At 50.0% G+C, this 18,812-nt stretch carries 18 protein-coding genes and 1 pseudogene; 7 read left to right on the top strand and 12 right to left on the bottom strand.

Going from position 1 to position 18,812, the window contains the following annotated elements; genetic code table 11:
* Positions 1 to 33 precede the first annotated feature (33 nt).
* Together L855_RS09585 and L855_RS09580 are read right to left on the bottom strand one after the other, a co-directional pair.
* Positions 34 to 2,025, bottom strand: a complete 1,992-nt coding sequence (locus L855_RS09585; protein WP_159787321.1) for an ATP-binding protein — start codon at positions 2,023 to 2,025, stop codon at positions 34 to 36.
* 159 nt (positions 2,026 to 2,184) lie between these two features.
* A pseudogene (locus L855_RS09580) lies at positions 2,185 to 3,378 on the bottom strand (RNA-guided endonuclease InsQ/TnpB family protein).
* 344 nt (positions 3,379 to 3,722) lie between these two features.
* On the opposite strand from L855_RS09580, the gene L855_RS09575 reads away from it, so the two are divergent.
* Complete coding sequence (locus tag L855_RS09575) at positions 3,723 to 4,457, top strand: HAD family hydrolase (protein WP_159787318.1); 735 nt, start codon at positions 3,723 to 3,725, stop codon at positions 4,455 to 4,457.
* 95 nt (positions 4,458 to 4,552) lie between these two features.
* Here L855_RS09575 and L855_RS09570 read toward each other — a convergent pair whose 3' ends face one another.
* Positions 4,553 to 5,152 (bottom strand): CPP1-like family protein, encoded by a 600-nt coding sequence (locus L855_RS09570; protein ID WP_159787315.1) that lies wholly within the window; start codon positions 5,150 to 5,152, stop codon positions 4,553 to 4,555.
* Between the two features lie 401 nt (positions 5,153 to 5,553).
* Here L855_RS09570 and L855_RS09565 point away from each other — a divergent pair, with 401 nt between their 5' ends.
* The gene (locus L855_RS09565) at positions 5,554 to 5,700 is read left to right on the top strand and encodes a ribbon-helix-helix protein, CopG family (RefSeq protein WP_074162756.1); all 147 of its coding nucleotides are present in this window, start codon (positions 5,554 to 5,556) and stop codon (positions 5,698 to 5,700) included.
* 34 nt (positions 5,701 to 5,734) lie between these two features.
* Here L855_RS09565 and L855_RS09560 read toward each other — a convergent pair whose 3' ends face one another.
* Positions 5,735 to 6,970 (bottom strand): DUF790 family protein, encoded by a 1,236-nt coding sequence (locus L855_RS09560; protein ID WP_159787312.1) that lies wholly within the window; start codon positions 6,968 to 6,970, stop codon positions 5,735 to 5,737.
* 142 nt (positions 6,971 to 7,112) lie between these two features.
* Between L855_RS09560 and L855_RS09555 the strand changes: the two genes are divergently transcribed.
* Together L855_RS09555 and L855_RS09550 are read left to right on the top strand one after the other, a co-directional pair.
* Positions 7,113 to 7,742 (top strand): tetratricopeptide repeat protein, encoded by a 630-nt coding sequence (locus L855_RS09555; protein ID WP_159787309.1) that lies wholly within the window; start codon positions 7,113 to 7,115, stop codon positions 7,740 to 7,742.
* Between the two features lie 17 nt (positions 7,743 to 7,759).
* A complete protein-coding gene (locus L855_RS09550) occupies positions 7,760 to 9,097 on the top strand; it encodes an LCP family protein (RefSeq protein WP_159787306.1) in 1,338 nt (445 codons plus the stop codon).
* Positions 9,098 to 9,121: 24 nt separating this feature from the next.
* Here the strand turns inward: L855_RS09550 and L855_RS09545 are convergent, their stop codons facing one another.
* Complete coding sequence (locus L855_RS09545; RefSeq protein ID WP_159787303.1) at positions 9,122 to 10,441, bottom strand: sensor histidine kinase; 1,320 nt, start codon at positions 10,439 to 10,441, stop codon at positions 9,122 to 9,124.
* 732 nt (positions 10,442 to 11,173) lie between these two features.
* Between L855_RS09545 and L855_RS09540 the strand changes: the two genes are divergently transcribed.
* Entirely contained in the window at positions 11,174 to 11,467 is a 294-nt protein-coding gene (locus L855_RS09540) for a hypothetical protein (RefSeq protein WP_159787300.1), read from the top strand.
* On the top strand, positions 11,439 to 12,344 hold the full coding sequence (locus L855_RS09535; protein WP_159787297.1) for a helix-turn-helix domain-containing protein: 906 nt from the start codon (positions 11,439 to 11,441) through the stop codon (positions 12,342 to 12,344). The genes L855_RS09540 and L855_RS09535 overlap by 29 nt, the downstream gene beginning before the upstream one ends.
* On the opposite strand, the gene L855_RS09530 is transcribed toward L855_RS09535, so the two are convergent.
* Positions 12,341 to 12,958: a DUF3611 family protein gene (locus L855_RS09530; protein ID WP_159787294.1), complete on the bottom strand. Its 618-nt coding sequence runs from the start codon at positions 12,956 to 12,958 to the stop codon at positions 12,341 to 12,343. The two genes, L855_RS09535 and L855_RS09530, sit on opposite strands and share 4 nt — an antisense overlap.
* Before the next feature lie 320 nt (positions 12,959 to 13,278).
* Between L855_RS09530 and L855_RS09525 the strand changes: the two genes are divergently transcribed.
* The gene (locus L855_RS09525; RefSeq protein ID WP_159787291.1) at positions 13,279 to 13,674 is read left to right on the top strand and encodes a DUF1622 domain-containing protein; all 396 of its coding nucleotides are present in this window, start codon (positions 13,279 to 13,281) and stop codon (positions 13,672 to 13,674) included.
* A gap of 70 nt (positions 13,675 to 13,744) precedes the next feature.
* Here L855_RS09525 and L855_RS09520 read toward each other — a convergent pair whose 3' ends face one another.
* The 6 genes from L855_RS09520 to hoxU form a co-directional block, all read right to left on the bottom strand.
* Positions 13,745 to 14,929: a SpoIIE family protein phosphatase gene (locus L855_RS09520; protein WP_343039254.1), complete on the bottom strand. Its 1,185-nt coding sequence runs from the start codon at positions 14,927 to 14,929 to the stop codon at positions 13,745 to 13,747.
* Position 14,930: 1 nt separating this feature from the next.
* Entirely contained in the window at positions 14,931 to 15,440 is a 510-nt protein-coding gene (locus L855_RS09515) for a PAS domain S-box protein (protein ID WP_159787288.1), read from the bottom strand.
* Positions 15,441 to 15,510: 70 nt separating this feature from the next.
* Positions 15,511 to 15,795: a (2Fe-2S) ferredoxin domain-containing protein gene (locus L855_RS09510; protein WP_159787285.1), complete on the bottom strand. Its 285-nt coding sequence runs from the start codon at positions 15,793 to 15,795 to the stop codon at positions 15,511 to 15,513.
* Positions 15,796 to 15,959: 164 nt separating this feature from the next.
* On the bottom strand, positions 15,960 to 17,390 hold the full coding sequence (locus tag L855_RS09505) for a Ni/Fe hydrogenase subunit alpha (protein WP_159787282.1): 1,431 nt from the start codon (positions 17,388 to 17,390) through the stop codon (positions 15,960 to 15,962).
* A gap of 107 nt (positions 17,391 to 17,497) precedes the next feature.
* The gene (locus tag L855_RS09500; RefSeq protein WP_159787279.1) at positions 17,498 to 18,058 is read right to left on the bottom strand and encodes an NADH-quinone oxidoreductase subunit B family protein; all 561 of its coding nucleotides are present in this window, start codon (positions 18,056 to 18,058) and stop codon (positions 17,498 to 17,500) included.
* Positions 18,046 to 18,762 (bottom strand): bidirectional hydrogenase complex protein HoxU, encoded by a 717-nt coding sequence (gene hoxU, locus L855_RS09495; protein WP_159787276.1) that lies wholly within the window; start codon positions 18,760 to 18,762, stop codon positions 18,046 to 18,048. The genes L855_RS09500 and hoxU overlap by 13 nt, the downstream gene beginning before the upstream one ends.
* Positions 18,763 to 18,812 lie beyond the last annotated feature (50 nt).

The raw sequence follows: 18,812 nt of genomic DNA, 5'->3' as shown, positions 1-18,812 counted from the left end.
TTGATTTGTTTGTCACTTATCAGTCAGCCCATATCAACTAGGCGGGGGAGACTCAATAAACGGTGAATTGATTAAAACACGGTAGAGCTTTAATAAAATAGGGATTGAGGTGAACATTTCATAAATATCATCAGCGGTCATATCCTGTAGGTTGGGGTTCTCCAAGGCTAATCGTTCCATAAGTTTTTGACAGTCATCGAATACCATTGTTGAGGATGACTCAGATGGGTTCAGACTTTGCGTATTCGTCAGCGAAACGGACTCAACTTCAGGATGAGATGAGGATGGAGGATCGCCGAGATCTGGACTGAGGGGAATCCAGATACTAAATAGGGTTCCTCCTCCAGGACTCGAGTCACATAGGAGTCGTCCGTAATGCTTGTCGACAACAATCTGTCGAGTGATGGCTAAACCTAAACCGGTTCCCTTCCCCAGGGCTTTGGTGGTAAAAAAGGGATCATAAATCTGCGATCGCACCTCCTCACTCATCCCCGGGCCATTATCGGCAATTTCTACGATGGCCCAACGGTTATCTTGCAATTTGGTACGAAGCCAAAGGGTGGGATGTTCGATGTTCGCCTCTTCCATGGCATCGATCGCGTTGGCCACGGTATTAATAAAGACTTGGTTGAGTTGTCCGGCGTAACATTTGACTTCGGGTAAGTCCTGATAGTCGCAGTTGATCTGCACTTCTGGGCGATCGCCCTTGGCTTTAATGCGATGATTGAGGATGAGGAGGGTGCTGTCGAGGCTCACATGGAGATCGGCCAGTTGGGGGCGATCGCGATCAATCCGAGAAAAGTTCTTCAACGACAGGACAATCTCCTGAATCCGCTCAATCCCCATTTTCATCGAACGAATCAGCTTGGGTAAGTCTTTCTCCAAAAAATCGAGGTCAATCTCCTGAATGAGATCCTCAATTTCAGGTTGAGCCTGGGGATAACATTGACGATAGAGGTTAATCAACTCTAACAAATCCTGGGTATAGTTCCGAGCATGGTCTAAGTTCCCATTGATGAAATTAACAGGATTGTTGATCTCATGAGCAATTCCCGCGACCATCTGTCCTAAACTGGACATTTTCTCGCTCTGCACCAAATGAGCTTGGGCCTGTTGCAACTCTTCGAGGGTCTCTTGTAATTGCTGGGCCTGTTTCTGAGCGTTGAGAGCGGTGCGACGACTTTGTTGATAGAGTAGGGCCTTATCGATGGCGATCGCCGTTTGCACGGAAAACAAGGTCAGGAGTTTGAGGTGTTCGGCATCATAGACGGTTCCCTGTTCATGAACAACGGCCATCAAACCGATGATGCGTGATTGTACATGAAGCGGAACACAAAGCAGTGAAGAAATCGGCCGATCCATCGGCATTGAGCGATGATCGCAGTCCACATCGTTGACAATTTCTCCTTGTCCCCCCTGCAAAACGGCCCCCAGGATCGTCTGTTCTAGGGGTAAGGGATTCGACCAAGGTAGGGTAATTCCCAGTTGAGACAACAAGCGCAATTGCCGATCATCTTCATCCAACAGCCAAATCGCAGCCGCACTTGAGGGTAAGGTGTTTTCAACTTCCCGTAATACCAGTTGGGCCAGTTGATTCAAATCCAGACTGGCGGTAACTTGCGTGGAGATTTCATAAAATAAGTCTATCTCCTGATAGCGTTCTAGGAGTTCTCGCGCCAGAGAGGTTTTCTCGCTTTGTTGACGGGCCAGACAGGTCAGAACGTGATGGAAAACGGGGGAATCTTGGTCACTATGGAGCCAACCGAGGGTTTTGCCATTGACCTCAATGGACTGAGACCTTAGGGATAAGCTGCTCTCAATAGTAGCTGTTTTGTTGCTATTTTTCTTGACATTTAATAGTACTTGTGATAACCAGCCTTCGTCATTTTTAGAGGCGGTGGTGAAGACGATTTTTCCACGAGTGTCTTCAATCGCAACCTCGATCCTCAACTGCTGGGTGAGCTGGCGGACTGTTGTCTTAATATCTGCTTGACTAAAAAGTTTTTGGAGAAGCGATCGGCTCATGGAAATGGTTTAACGATAGCGTCGAAGGGGGGTGGGGGGATAGGTCCTCTCATCATGATAAACCCGTTCTGAGAGGATGGGGGCGATTCGCCAACTTTGGGGAAATCTCTTGACATCCTCCCACGCTAATTCAAAGAATATAGCGTGGGATTCCCACCATCACTGATGGGGTTTCCTCTTTCCACGACTCGACTTACCTTGAGGAGTTTCCCCACCAAGGCAGAGGTCAATATCTCCAGAGGCGTTAATTCCCGTATGCCCTACGGTACACAATCCTAATTCAAGGATGTTAATAGCTGCGTTATGGTCTCTGTCAGCAACAAATCCACAATGGGGACAGCGGTGGGTTCTTGTTGATAGAGATTTTCTTAACCTTCTCCCCACAGTTAGAGCAATTCTGGCTCGTGTACTGGGGAGGAACAGCAACCGTTTCCACCCCAAACACCTTACCGAAATACTCCACCCACTGGCGGAACGTTGACCAGGCCGCATCGGAGATCGATTTAGCGAGGTTATGGTTTTTTACCAAATTTCGCACCCTCAAGTCCTCATAGGCGACCAAGTCGTTAGACCGGACGACGCACAATGCCGTCTTGACGGCAAAGTCTTTACGCTGCCGACTTACCTTGAGGTGCTTTCTCGCGAATCGATTTCTAGCTTTCTGTCGATTCTTAGACCCTTTCTGAGTCTTAGCTAATCGACGTTGAAGGCGCTTAAGCGCTTTCTCAGACTTTCTGAGATATCTGGGATTTTCCACCGTCTGACCGTCTGAGTCGGTGTAGAAATGATTTAACCCGACATCTAACCCGACCGTTTTTCCAGTGGGTTCTCGTTCCTCCAACCTTTCTTGGTCGATACAGAACTGAACGTAGCGCGACGGACCACTCTCATCCGTTTAATCTGCTTTAACTGATAGAAATGCAAATCACGAGTCCCCCACATTTTGAAGCTGCCCGCCTGGAATCCGTCGGTGAAGGTAATCGTCCTTCTATCCTCTGACAGCTTCCAACCTGAGGTTTTGTACTCGACTGAATCGCGAGTTTTATGCTTCTTGAATTTAGGGAACCCTTTTTTGCCGGGAATCTTTTTCTTGCAGTTATCGTAGAAACGGGCCATCGCTGACCAGGCTCGTTCCGCCGAGGCTTGACGAGCCATTGAGTTCAGCTTTTTTGCCCAAGGAAACTCTTTGGCAAGAACCGCACAATAGGCGCTTAGTTCATACCGTCCAACTCCCTTGTTATCTATCCAGTATCTCAGGCAACTGTTACGAACAAACCGAGCCGTCCGAATGGCCTCATCTAGCCGTTCGTACTGCTCTTTAGCTCCTTCTAGCTTGGCCTCAAATACCAGCATGACACCATTCAGTCACTTGACGGGATTGTACCACATTGTACTACAGTGGTTGCCGCGATTCATCTCAACGTTGAATCAAAGATTACAACGTGAGCCTTCTCGCGGATTAAGGTAAAACGGTCGGTTGAGGAATGCTTGTTATGATTAAGTCACAAGAGGAGTCAGTTGTTTAATAAAATTGACGATTCAATTGAGGCCTCTTCTGTCGCGTCGTTGATAGGGTTGGCAACGGTATGGGTTACCCTAAGTCCGTTCTGAGTCTCTGAGCGGCCATTTTATTTGTCCTGATAAAACTCGTAACAAAATGTGATACAACTTGACAGGGTACTATAAGGTTTTCGACCATGACTCGCGCCGTTGCCCAAAACCGCCATATCACCCAGGATGTGGGACTGATCGCTGATTTTGATGGACCGATCGCCGATGTCTCAGAGCGCTATTATCGGGTCTATCATGAATGTTTGAACCGGATGGAGGATGAGGAGACCTCGACACAACGCCTCTCCAAGTCTGAGTTTTGGGGACTTAAACGCGCTCGCGTCCCTGAACGAGAGATTGGCCAACGTTCCGGCCTAAATCCTGAGCAAGCGCGAGAATTTGCCAAGTTGCGCCGTCAGTTGGTGCATAGCCAGCCTTATCTTAAGTATGATCAGTTAATTCCGGGGGCGATCGCCGCCCTAGAACGGGCCCAGGAGGCGGGACTTGAACTGACGCTGATGACGATGCGTCGGGAACGGGAACTGGCCGAGGCCCTCTCTCGTTTCGATGTGGGGCGTTTTTTTCCCGAGGAACGTCGCTATTGTATGGGGGACAATGATGTTAAAACAGCGGACACTCAGGATAAACCCCGTCTGATGGCCCGGGCGATTAAAGAACTTCCCCAATACAAGAAACTCTGGATGGTGGGCGATACAGAAGCGGATGCGATCGCCGCCAACAGTCAAGGAATTCAGTTTATTGGTGTGCTGTCCGGGATTCGCGATCGCCCGTCTTTGCAAGCACAGCACCCCCATAAAATTGTCAACACTCTCAGCGATGCAGTGGATGTTCTCCTCGATACCCTTAGCGTGAAGGGGTAACGGGGGAGTCGACAAACAAAGGGGGGCGAAATTACGTTTCGCCCCGACAGGTCCTCGCATCAGCCATTCACTAGCACCCTCACCATTGGGGTTGGCTAGCGTAGATAGCTCGATGTGAGCCAGAGAATGAAGAACGTGAGCCAGGCGGCGATAATCTGCGGATCGAGTTGTGAACCGAGGAGGGCCGCCAACTGGCCGCCGACGAGAATACCGACGACAACACCCACTAGGGTGAACAAAACCGCGCGGCCAAACCGCTTTTCCTTACGGTTAAGGAAATACAAACTTGCACCGGCTCCCAGGGCTAGGCAAATGGGGACATAACTGACACCAATGGCACTAAACACACTTAACGCGGCAAATACACCCGCCGGGAGCAGGATATCACTCTGACTGGGGGTATCAATGGCCCCTTGCAACCACTCCGGCATTCGGGTTGAGGGTGGCTCAGGTAAGCTTTTTGGCGGTGGGGACATGACTCGCTCAGGGAAGCGAATGCCCTCGGGAACCTTGATTTTGCCTTCCTGACGCAATCGCAACCGATCCATTAGGACGGCATCGTAAGCCATTTCGATGCGCTCCACTGCTTGGCGATCGTCATTAAGACCGATCAACCGGCTACGTGCCGCTTGAATTTCGTCGAACGAAGCGTCTTCAGTGACTCCGAGCTGCTCATAAGGACTCTGGTCGCTCATTGCCCAAATTATTAAAACGTCTCTATCTCCTTTATAGCTTAGCTTGAGTCTTGCGGTTTCGACATACCTATGGCGAAGTTTCTTGATGGAGTTGCCAGATTCGGGGACGGAAGCTTGAGGGGCGATCGCGGCGCAATCCCTCCACCTGAAACCGGTTCAGCCATTAGCTGAGGGAAAAATCTGGGCAGATTTAGCCAAAAATTCCTCTGAGTCTATTGTTGCCCCAGTCAAGGTTTAGTACAATGTACTGAATTAACAATCCACCCATGCTTACGGTCTTGTAGACTCGGCGATCGCATCACGTTGCCTTCTTCCCCCTATTGCCTTTTGCCTCTTGCCTTCTTCCCCCTATTGCCTTTTGCCTTCTTCCCCCTGTTCACTGCACGCTACGCTTCAAGCTCATGGCCCGAACTAAACCCCCCTCCAATAAAGTGTTAACGATTCGTCTTCCTGTGGGAGAACTCGAACGTCTTGAGGAGTATTGCCTGAAACGGGGTAAGACCAAAACCGATGTGTTGCGGGAGATGATTCGTAAGTTGCGGGTCTAGGGCATTGACAAAAGATACAAAATATGCCAAAAGATTAGCCTTGGGACTCATCGGCCGGTTCCAGGGCGGCGAGAATGGCTTTGGGCTGTAGTTTATCTTTGAACCAAACAATAGGAACCGAGACCTCCTTGAGATTGACCCCAGCTTTAGCCAAGTTGAGCCGTTCAGACACTGCCAAAAGGAGAGGGCGATCGCTCCCCTGGCGGACTTGGGAGAACTTCTTACGCAGATACTCCGGTCGCCAATAGCCGACGATTTCCAGCAGTACTTCCCGGCCATCGGGATGAATGAGGCGGAAATCTGGGACCATGACACTTCCGGGGATAGGGATTAAGTCCACCTCCCGTTCCAACTCCCAGGGGGTGTCTAGCTTCGCCCAGCGTTCGGCAAAGGATTGTTCCAACATCGAATCATAGGCTTTCCCGGCGGGATAATGGCTTACCAGTCCGCAGTCAGAATCGAGGCTAAACTGACCTTGAACCTGGCGGCCATTGCGAGAGTCTCGCTGTTGTAGGGTGGCCTTGAGACTCCAGCGGCTGACATGAAGCAGGGCCGGGAGAAGTTTAGCGATGGCTAAGCCGTAGCGGGTACTGGGTTTAAATAAACTGGTGGGGCCATCAATGGTGATGGTAAAGCCGCAATCGGCATCTCCCTCGATATAAAACATCAAGCTAAAGAGTTTGAGATAGCGAAATAGGAGTTTATATTGACCGGGGACGTTGCGGTGGGCCTGAATGGTGATATCGCTGGCTCGGTAAAAGATACCCTGAACTTGGGAGAGATTATAGTGATGTAAGAGGGCCTCGGGGTGTGGGGCGTTGAACTCCGTTAGACGGCGGTTTTCCTGTAAATCCGCATAGAGTCCCTGGACAATGGCGTTGATGGGAATGTCTCGTTCGAGTTCCTGGCTGAGGTCCTGGGCCAAGAGTTCCAGGGTTTTCAGGGTATTCTCCGGTTTGGGGACTCGTTGGGCGGCGGCCGTGAAGACGCGCGATCGCAACTCAATGGGATCTAAGGGACTGACAATCTCAAAGGTACAGTAACGCCCCTTGAGCAGATGGGCCAATCCCCGCCGCAAGCGGTAGTCCGGGCGATCGCCTTCAAACTCCTTCAGGCGGCGATCGAGATTTCCCTGAGTATCATCACGAGAGGCCTCAAACAGGGCGATCGCCGCCTCCGCTAACCTAAGATGAGAGCGATCGAGCGGGAGTCGTTTAGGAATTAGCGTCTCACCCTGGCGACGATGGCTCAGTAAATCACTCGGTAACATAGGCACAACCCCCAAACAAACTGGAACACACCCGTTTTAGCTTACCGGGAGAATTGCCTATCGTGAATGTTGATGCCATGATCGTCTCTTGCATCATTTGCCGATCCTCGCTTCTGGAGTCTTTACCCTGGAGTCTTTACCTATGTTTGGTTTACGTTGGCTGTTGCCCTTAAGCCTGAACCTATCCCTGTTGCTGTTATGGACGGGTTGGCTTCTCTGTTTTCAGTCTCCGGCCTCGGCCCAGGGGCTAGATGTCGCGCAAATGCAACCCCAGCAACAGCGACAACAGCAACGACGACAACGATTACGGGAAGGGAACGAACGCCTGGGGAATCAAGACTACGAAGGGGCCGAGGCCATTTTTCGGGAACTCTTAGAACAATATCCCCAGGATTCTCTACTACGGTATAAATTAGGGGACGCCCTCTCGGCCCAATATCGCTACGAAGAAGCCAGTGAAGCCTACCAGGAGGCGATTCGCCTCAATCGAGATCATGCCCTGGCCTATAATGCCTTGGCTAATCTGCGGGCCCGACAGGGACGACTCGAGGAGGCTGTCTCTCTGTATGAACGGGCCTTGGAGATTAATGAGGGTTATGTCGAGGCCCTGCGGAATTTAGGGCAAGTCTTGGCCCAACTTGAGCGATTTGGGGCCGCGTCGCAGGTGTTGTCGAAGGCTTTGGACTTGTTAATTGAGCGTAACGAAATCTGGAAAGCTATAGAAGTTGCTAAACTCTTGGAACAGGTCAACGAACGTCGTGGACTGGTCTAATTCAGTAGTCGTCAACTGTGAGAATTCCTCTTCAGCAACCCCGGAATTGGTCGGGCCTCCTCTGGTGGGGGCTATTAACATCCTTTATTATTGTGGCTTCGGCATTAATGGGGGCGATCGCGGCCTTAATCGTTCCCGCATCTCCCCTTGTGCAACCGAGTGGCCGGGAGAACCGCGAACAGGGACAGTTTGGCTATGAACTAACTCGTCCCATTAACCTAATGGTGTTGGGGGTCGATCGCGATCCTGAGTTAGCGGACGATTCACCGGATTTGTTGGAAGGACGCAGTGACACAATTTTGGCGGTACGCTTCGATACGTATACCAATCAGGTCAATGTTCTCTCAGTGCCTCGGGATACAGAGGTTAATTTAGGGGAGTTGGGCTGGGGGAAACTGAATGAAGCCAATTATCTCGGTGGCGTGGAGTTGATGCAGGCCAGTTTGGAGGCCTTGCTGACGGATGTGGAGTTTGACCGCTATTTCCGGGTGAATACCGAGGGATTGGTGGAGTTGGTGGATTTGCTCGGTGGGGTGGAGGTCTTGGTTCCCTATCCCATGTCCTATCGCGATCGCACTCAGGAATTGACCATCGAACTCGATGCCGGTTGGCAACGACTCACAGGGGATCAGGCCCAGCAGTTTAGTCGCTATCGTCAGGGCCCCTATGGGGATATTGGCCGGGTGCAACGACAGCAGATGCTGTTACAGGCCCTGCGCGATCGCCTCCTCAGTCCGACGGTGTTAACGCGCATTCCTGCCATCATCCGTATTTTGCAAACCCATGTGGATACTAATCTCACGGTGAATGAGATGTTGGCGTTGGCCAGTTTTGCCCTAGAGGTTGATCGCGATGATATACGCATGGCTTTGCTGCCAGGAGAGTTTAGCCATCCTGACGACTCTCCCCTGAGTTATTGGTTGGTGGATGAGGTGGCCGGCGATCGCCTGGTGGGGCAATTTTTCCAGACTTCGACCGAGTCAGGCTTTATTGATGAATGGGGTAATCAAACTGCCTTTGGCCGTACGAACAGCCAAGCCTCGGGGAGTCCCACGGATAACTCTCCCCCCTTAGAACAACCCCGCATCACCATCCAAAATGCTACCCAAGACTCACTCGCGGTGGAACGGCTGACGGCCTATCTGGAGGAGTTGGGCTATGAAGATATCTATGTCAGCCAGGACTGGGATAGGGTTCATCGCCACAGTACGATTATTGTCCAACGAGGAGATTATGAGGCCGGGGAACGGCTGCGATCGGATTTAGGGTTTGGCCGACTTGAGGCGTTGTCTACAGGGGATATTAGTTCTGATATTACGATCCGTATTGGTTTGGATGTGGATCGGTTGTATTGAAGATGAGTCAAAGGGAGTCTCCTTCTATGAAGATTTTATTCTTTGGCGAATGGGAATTTCAATCGTAAAGCTAGTTCCTAATCCCGATTCCGAGGTACAGGTCAATTTCCCCTGATGCTTATCGGTAATAATTTTGTAGCTAATAGACATTCCCAACCCAGTCCCCTTCCCAATGGATTTGGTCGTAAAGAAAGGGTCAAAAATATGACTCTGTAACTGAGGAGGAATCCCCACTCCATTATCAGCAATCACCACTTGAACTGACTTTTGGTTCACTACGGCGGTGGTGATAGTGATGCGACTCGCGGCGGCATCGAGTTCTGAGGGACCGCGACGGGCATCCCGTTCTTCGAGGGCATCAACGGCGTTGGAGAGAATGTTCATCAACACCTGATTGATTTGCCCGGCATAACATTCGACTAATGGCAAGTTGCCATAGCATCGCACAATTTCAATGGCGGGAGACCCGGGTTTCGCCTTAAGCCGGTTTTGCAGAATCATCAGGGTGCTTTCAATCCCATCATGGAGATTTACGGCTTTAAATTCCGACTCATCGAGGCGGGAGAAATTACGCAGCGATCGCACAATGTCACGAATTCGCTGGGCCCCAACTCGCATGGATGTGAGTAATTGGGGTAAGTCATCGATCAAATAGGCTAAATCGACTTCCTCTATCAATTCTTCTAAATCAGGATTAGCCTCAGGGTATAGCTTTTGATAGGCATCAACAACCCGCACTAAATCCTGAGTATATTTATCGGCATGGCTGAGATTGCTATAGATAAAGGTAACAGGATTGTTAATCTCATGGGCAACCCCCGCCACCAGTTGCCCCAGGGCAGACATTTTTTCACTCTGAACCAGTTGATTTTGAGTGCGTTTCAACTCATTTAGGGTAGCGCGTAAATGCTCTGCCTGTTGGCGTAACTGCGCTTCAGACTGTTGTAACGTCTGATTCAAATGGCGTAATTGCAAATGAACATTGACCCGTGCCAAAACCTCTTCTTGCTGAAAAGGTTTTGTAATATAATCAACGGCTCCAAGGCTTAGACCGTTCACCTTATCAACAGCATCCGATAAGGCAGTCATAAAAATAATAGGAATATCGGCAGATAGAGGATTTTCTTTGAGTTTCTGACAGGTTTCAAACCCATCAATTCCAGGCATCATCACGTCTAATAAAATTAGATGTGGGGGTTTATAACTCACCTGCTCCAGTGCTGTTTCTCCGTCAAGAGCGACAGCTACTTGATAATTAGCACTGGTAAGAGCCTCGGATAATACCGCTAAGTTGGTCGGGGTATCATCAACAATTAGAATGATCTCAGAATCAGGAGTAGACATTGGGCAATAATTCAGAAGACCGCAACAAGGAATTAGGCGAAAAGATTACGCTTTAAGCAAAGTTAGGAAAAAAACTAAAATGGCTCAACGAATAAGCAAAAAGGCTAATTGACTTGGCTTGGCTTCTTGATTGGTTTTCTTGTAATTCAACCCTTCTGATTTTAGGGCGTAAATTGTATAAAAAGATACAGTTTGCGCCGCCCCTAAAGCCTGAAACCCTTGTTGGGCTGGATGTAAAGTTTACGTATCACCTTATATTCAGAAGAGCTTGTAATGTATGTCCTTTGTAACGGGTGAATTCCCGTTAGGCAATGAGTAATTATACTCAATTAAGGTCTTCCTCAAAACCATCCAGAATTACAATTGAGGCATTTCTTGTTGTGGCGAGGGTAGACCCGGAGGGTGATTAACTCTCTGCACCAAGAGCTATATTGAGGAGTGATAAATTACTCTTGTTGCATCATTACAAGCGCATCGTTGACGACCAGGCTTAGCCGGAAGCGGGACAGTCAATTGGGTTGAGTCGGCTGAAGTCCCTGGTCAAACAAATTGGACTCAGGGTGAAATTGCTGGGGGTACAATGGTGAAGGGAGAATGTACCGAAGCTCTTGAAATATCGCCGTGAATAACTGGGTGAGATATTAGCAGTTTAATCACTTCAAATACATCTATTTATGCTGAATAAATAGACTCATCTCCTAACTGAAATGTACATCTGATGTTTGAACTTCCTTGATTGTCAAAAAGTTCAATCCACAGGTTCTTGCAATAGCTGATTTCAAGCCTCTGGATCAGTTTCGGGAGAAACTTAGGTTTATTTCAAAAGAACTTAATCAAGAGGTTATTGTATCCATCTTTAACTGGGTGGAAACAGATTTAGACGTCAATGTCTTTAACAGGCTTATCTTTGACAGGCTTATAGGGGGGGGCAGATCCGGATCTGACTCTCCCTTCCTTGAAAGGATAACTAGGTTACTCCTGCCCCTAATACTGATCTATGCCTTCTCAAGACTCTCACTCATCTAACTCTGCGAACAGGGGTTCCCCGAGGAATACCGCGGCTAATCTCGATCGCCGTCTGGGGGAGATTGAACAACAACTGTTGCAATCCCCTGCCTATCAAATGGCCTTAAATGGCTTAAAGGAAATGTTTGGCGATGCTGGGTATGCGGCCCAGATGCTCATGCACGAGGTGAGTCGGGAGGCGATCGCCCTGGCCCTGAGAGAGACAAGTCTAACCACGGCGTTACCCTCGGGCCCACCCATTTCTCAACCTATTTCTCAGTCTCCCCCTGAACCGAGTGAGGCGGAACGGGCGGCGAGGAATCGCTATCTCTACCGATTGGGGAAATATCTACGGGCCCAACGGTGTCGACGCCATCTGTCGTTGGTGCAACTGCATCACCGGACTCGGATTCCCATTAATCATCTACATGCCCTGGAATCGGGTCATATTTCCCATTATCCTCAAAGTCCTGCCTATTTAAGAGGATCGCTACATCTTTGGGCGACGGCCTTAGGATTGAATGCCGATTCCATCATCGCCAAGCTTCCCATCACGCCATCTCGGCCACCCCTACCGCCACCCCCACCGCCTCAGCCTCGTCCGGTTCCTCCGCCGACGGTTTTGGTTCAGGAACCGTTGGACTGTCCCTGGTGGTGGCGATCGCTGGCCTGTGGAACGCCGCTACTGGCAACTCTCGGGTTGGCGTTATGGTTTGCTAATCTCCCCCCTGCATCCCAACATCCTCCACAACTCCCGGAAGCCGATTCTGGGGCCCGTCGCCCTCAAACTCCCCCATCATCTCGTGAGGTATGGTCCGAGAGCGATCGCGAAGCGTACGGAAACCGCAATCGCCCCCAGGTGATTCCCCCTGAATCTCTCCTGCAACGCCGAGATTAGTTGGGTTTGATTGTCTGAATCAGTCGTAAGAGCCAGAGAGAGCAACTGAGGGCAACGAAATGGGCAAACAGGCTATTGGTGTTGGCCAGAACCACGAAAATATCAATCGGCTGTACCAAACGACTTAAAGCGGCTGGCGAGAACTGCACCCCTTCTGAACTCAGGACTTTCACCATCAACAGTCCGGTGATGATTTGCGCTGCTACCAGGCTAAATAACATCCCCACCAGGTTAATAATCACCCCAGTTTGCAGAGATCCCAGGGTTTGCGATCTCGTTGGCCGTAGGGAAGGGTCAGGAATCGCCAAACGCTTGGCAATCTGGGTATAGCGCAACGCCCAATACATGCCAATCGCCAAGGCCACTAGCCCCGCGATCGCAAAAAATAGTCCGGGCCCCTCTTCAGGACTGAGGCGATTGGGTTCCCCGGTATTGGACCCCACAAAGCCCGCAAAGAAGAAAATCAAGCCCGCAATGATTCCCAACACCAGTTGGCACCAAAAACTGATTTTCCCAAAGCGGCGCATCGCGGGAATCACACGCTCTAACGAGGGGGGGATCTGCCCTTCGTAGATGGCTGTGTCGCGGGTCGGGAGTTGGTTGTCGTCGTTCATGAACGTCTTGTCAGTTCAGAGGTACAGCAGCGGCTACCCCTCCAGGATATCGTGTTTCTCCCCGAGCTGTTGAGAGACCGCCGTCTTCCCTCAACTCCGCCGTTCGTCCATCGGTGAACGCGAACCATCAAAAAATCCTGACAAAATCCGTATTTTGTAACGGTTGACGCTCAAGGGTCACCTCTAAACTGCTATAGAGATAGAGGGAGATAGATAAAATCTGATATTAACATTATTCAGTCAATAAATCCCAGGGTAAAACTCTATGAACAATGTGGGCAATATAGCAATGGGATATTAACATTGGATTTTTCATGGTGATGGAATCGATACATCTTCTCGAATCTGGATTATCTGGAGTCGTGTCTCTGGGAAAACTATTCCTAGAGGCAATTTCCGTATTATGCGTTTTTTTGGGAATCGTCAAAACGATTCAACTGGGGTTGAGATTTTCTGAATTTCAATATGATGAATTTCTCTTTATCCAACTGCGGATACGGTTTGGGGTTTGGTTGGCTTTAGCCCTGGAATTTCAATTGGGGGCTGATATTCTAGCAACGACCATTGCCCCCAAAACGGATACGTTGATTCGACTTGGGGCGATCGCCATTATTCGGACCTTATTAAACTATTTCTTAAATATCGAACTCGAACATGAGTTTGAATTGAGGAAACGTCAGTCTGGGAGCGAACATCTACCTCCAATTAAGTCATAAATTCGCTCAAATTTCTGCCAAACCGATCACCAAGAAACCAACCCAAGCTCGGCAAAATAGCCCTCTCTATTTAACAATATTCTAAATCCACTTCCTTCTGATTGTCTCGCAACAGTTGCACCAACTCCTCGACTAAACTGCGACGGATAGAGATATTTTTCGGCAGGAGAGGATTTTGGTAAAACTCATTAATTTGTTGTCCCACCAAGAAAAAGATGGAATCCGCCTCCAGAATCTCCCGGGCCAGTAACACGGCCCCATTGCGGTCAAAGGGTAAGCGATCTAAATCACAATGACATTTTTTGAGGAGTTCTGTGGCTTTAGAAATGGTCAAAATCCCCTCCGTTACCAAATTGACCTCATCGAGAATACCAATCGGGGGAAGTTCTTTCCGCATTGTCGAAATATCCATCTCCACCGTCTCACCCATATAGTTGGCGACAATGTTACCGGTGGTTCCCCCACAAAGGGCTTTACGTCCTGGAAAATTCAAAAATCGTTCTGCAAAAGTGTCATCCTGACTGGGGTCTAACGGCGGGCCTGTGAAAATCATCAGCGGGTTACGACGACGGACATACACCCCCACCAGAGAGGCATCATCGCCAATTTTATCCCGATAGAGTCGCCGCGTTTCCCCGAGGACTTTATCCAAGAGACTGCGGGCTGTGGGGGCATCATGGACAAACAGACGTTCCATGTATTTGGCGATGTTCTCCCACCCCCAGCCGAAGTTCATCGTGTCCCCAAGTCCAGCATAGAGAACCCCGTCGCTAATCGCCCCGAGAAAGTCGCCTCGCTGCAAGGTTCCTTCAACGACATGAATTTTGCGGTTCAGAATGCGATCGATACGAGGTTCGGGTTTGACAATTCGCCCTTTTCGGAAGTAAAATATAGGTGGATTGTCAAAATTTATGACCCGAAAATCATTCGTTATATTGTCAATCTGAATGACAGTAAATGTTGCATAGGCGATTTTACGAACTTGGCAAATTGGCAAAGTTCCAATTACCGTTTCCATCACCGCTTCTAGGGCAACATCCGCATTCAGCATCGTGATGAGGATTTCGCTGGTTAGAGTTGCTAAGATATTGGCTTTGACGCCACTTCCTAAGCCATCGGATAAAACAATTGTAGTTTTAGTTTCAGTTTTAATAAATTTAACCTTGTCCCCACAAAGTTCTTCTCCTTGTTTATTAAGGCTCAGGTGACAAATATCAAAAAAGTTATCCGCACGCACGGTATTAGATTGAGTCATATCAAACCATTTCCTGCTCAACCGCTTCGATGATTTTCAACAAGCTAACCTTGGTTTCAGCCGTTGTCTCTCCCAGGAGTCCGGCAATTTCTTGGGCAACTTTCATTTGATTGTCAACGACTTCGCGGACATTTAAGACTGTTTCAGTTTTGAGATGTTGCAGTTCCTGTCGCCGCTGATAGTCCTGACTAATATCGACCATAATACAGGCGATAATTTTTTCTTCAGGAATGGGAAACACCACTTCTCGCAAATAGAGTTTGGGATGGCTATATTCCCGTTCAATCCCTCGAATTACCTGTTGGCTGTTCCAGACTTTTTGAAAATGCTCGATATTGCCCAAGATGCTACTAGCAGGTTTGCCGAGAATTTCGGGTCCCTCAACCCCAAACATCCGGCAAAAGGCAGGATTCACCAAAACAATGGTGAAGTTGGAGTCGACGGCAATGAGTCCGTTGGGGTCATATTCCCAGAGGAGTTGCCAGATATGGTTTTGGGTTTGTTCTTGCATGGTTGAAGAGGAGGAAGAGGAACCACGTGGGGGCGAACCGCAAGTGGCGCGCCCTCGAAGGACACAGCGGTTAGGAGGGGGAGGAATTTTGTTCTAGGGCTTTTTGGATGGTCGGGAGAATTTCGCCGATAAATTTGTCGTCGATATTTTGCGGGTTGATATCTACGAAATGCTCCTCTTTAAATTTCATGACAATGCCGTAGCTACAGGTTTCTAGGCAAAAGGAACCTTTGAGTTCTACGGTGTCTTCGAGGTCATAGTCTTTCATTAAAGACTGTAGCCGGGGGAGAACTTCGTACACCCCCAACTGGTGACAGGCTGACCCCATACAGAGGTAGAGGTTTTCTTTGGGCATGGGGGAAAAGGCAAGAGGCAAGAGGCAAAAGAAGGGAACAGGGAACAGGGACAACCCACCCCGCCCTCCGGGCACCCCTCCTAGGAGGGGATAGGTTGTAGGGGTACTTCGCAAGTGGTTTGCCCTAAGAGGTGCCCCTACGTGCTGGAATGTACCCCTGGGGATTAGTCGCGGTAGATGGTGTTGATGACGGTTTTATCGGGGGCGAGAAGTTCGATATGGAGGGGCATTTGACCGACGGCGTGAGTCGAACAACTCAGACAGGGGTCGAAGTTGCGGATTCCGGCTTCGACTCGGTTGAGAAAGCCCTCGGCGACATCGTTGTTATGGATGTAATGTTGGGCAATCTGGGTAACGGTTTTGTTCATGGCCAGGTTGTTTTGTCCCGTGGCGATGATCAGGTTGACTTTCTCAATCAGACCGTTCTCGTCTACATTGTAATGATGAAATAGGGTTCCGCGAGGGGCTTCGCTAACTCCGACTCCTTCTAGGTTGTTAATCTCGGCTTTGGCGCGACAACGGGAGGAGAGTAAATCCGGGTCGTCTACGTACTGTTCGATGCGTTCGATACAGGCGAGAACCTCTAGGAGACGGGCGTAGTGGTACATGAAGGAGGAGGTGGCACAGCGGCCGCCTGCCCGTTGGCGAAATTCTTGTAATTCGCGATCGCCGTCAGGGGTTCCTATGCGATCGCACACGTTCAACCGCGCCAAGGGTCCAACGCGATACATCCCATCAGGATAGCCCATGGGTTTGTAATAGGGGAATTTGAGATAAGACCAGGGTTCGACGGCTTCATCGAGGAAGTCTTGATAGTCTTCTTCCCGCAAGCCGTCGGCAACGATATTGCCCTGACTATCGACGAAGCGAATATGACCGCCGTAATGTTCCCAGGTTCCATCGGGGGCGACGAGACTCATAAAGAGAGAGTCGAATTGTCCGAAGATGTCAACTTCGTCTTTTAAGGTGTCGTCGAGGAGTTGTTTGAATAGTCCCAGGGCCGTTTCGATGGTTTGGCGGGATTCAGGAAGGCGATCGCGAATCCATTGCAGGCCCTCTTCCGACAGGGGAGATCGTACTCCACCGGGAACTGCCCAAGCGGCATGGATTTTCTTGGCCCCCAACAGTTCAATCACCGTTTGTCCAAACTGACGCAGCCGAATCCCCGCGCGGGCTAAATCGGGATTGGCCTCCATTAAGCCAAAAACATTGCGTTTGGCGGGGTCACTATCCCATCCCAAGAGGAAATCGGGACTGCTGAGGTGGAAGAAACTCAGGGTATGGGATTGGATGATTTGGGCCAAATTCATCAATCGCCGCAGTTTTTCTCCGGCTGGGGGAACTTGCACCGCTAGGATTTTATCGCCCGTCTTGGCAGCGGCCAAAAGATGGCTGACGGGACAAATTCCACAAATACGGGCGGTAATACCGGCCATCTCGAACATAGGACGACCTTCACAGAATTTTTCAAAGCCGCGAAATTCCACGACATGGAAACGAGCGTCATCGACATCTCCGGCATCGTTGAGAAAGATGGAGATTTTGGCGTGACCCTCGATGCGGGTGACGGGATCAATAACAATGGTTTTACTCATGGTGAAAAAGAAGGGAACAGGGAACAGGGAACAGGGGGGAGAAGAAAGGACGTAGGGGCGTACCCTTGTGGTCGCCCTCTTAGCCCCTCCCAGGGGGTGGCAGGTATCTAGCCGAACTTAATCATCGATCGCCCTTCCATCACTGGCCGTTCCCCTTTCAGCAGCGGTTCGATCGCCGCTTGGATGCGAGGGGCCGAGGGGGGACAACCGGGGATAAATAGGTCAATCTCCACTAACTCATGAATTGGGCGGACGCGATCGAGCAATTCTGGGACAATCCCTGGTTCGTGGGGCAATTGAGCAGTTTTATCCCCGAGTTCTAGGTAGCAGCGTTTGAGAACCGGTTCAGAACTCCCTAACATATTGCGCATCGCTGGGACGTTAGCTGTTACCGCACAGTCCCCGAAGGAAATGACAAACTTGGTGCGTTGGCGAACTTTGTACAACAGTTCCAGGTTTTCCTCATTGGCCACCGCCCCTTCCACTAGACAGACATCCACATCCTCGGGATAGTCCTTGATATCCGAAGCAACGGGACTATAGACAATGTCGGCGAACTTGGCCAGTTCAAACAGCCATTCGTCCAAGTCCAGGAAGGACATATGACAACCGGAACAGCCGGCCAGCCAAATCGTTGCCAGTTTTACTTTCTTGTTTACCGTGTCCATTGATTTTCTTCCCGTGCTTTGACTAAAAATTCCAGTTTGCCGCGATCACGATCGAGTTCCGAAGCCGTACTTCCCTTACGGAAAATCGACCCCGTGGGGCAAGCATCCACACATTTGCCGCAAGCGGTGCAAGCCTCCACATCTCCCCAGGGTTGGTTCAACCCCGTCACCACCTTCGCGGCGGCCCCCCGTCCTGCCACATCCCAAACATGAGCGCCTTCGATTTCATCACAGACGCGCACGCAACGGGTGCAGAGAATACAGCGGTTATGGTCGATGCCAAATTGGGGATGGGAGATATCAACCCCCCGTTCCGGGAAGCGATAGGTAAAGCGACTGTGATCCATCCCCACTTCGATGGCCACATCTTGCAATTCACAGTTCTCGTTGGCGACACAGACGGCGCAAACATGATTCCCTTCGGAAAAGAGCATTTCCACGGTCATGCGGCGATACTCATCCAACTGGGGGGTGTGGGTGGTGACTTCCATCCCCTCGCTCACTTCCGTGACACAGGCGGGGAGGAGTTTGGGAATCCCTTTGATTTCAATTAAACAGAGACGACAAGCGCCCACATCAGAGACGCCATCAAGATGGCAGAGGGTGGGAATGCGGATTCCCGCTTCACGTGCAGCATCGAGGACGGTTTTACCGGCTTCGGCCGCGACATCGATATCGTTGATTTTGAGGGTGACGACAGACATAGGGGATAGGGAATAGGGAATAGGGAACAGGGAACAGGGAACAGGGGTAG

It is taken from the genome of Sodalinema gerasimenkoae IPPAS B-353 (assembly GCF_009846485.1).
Taxonomy (GTDB): domain Bacteria; phylum Cyanobacteriota; class Cyanobacteriia; order Cyanobacteriales; family Geitlerinemataceae; genus Sodalinema; species Sodalinema gerasimenkoae.
Note: the sequence above shows the minus strand (reverse complement) of the source record. Positions and strands in the feature narration are given on the sequence as shown.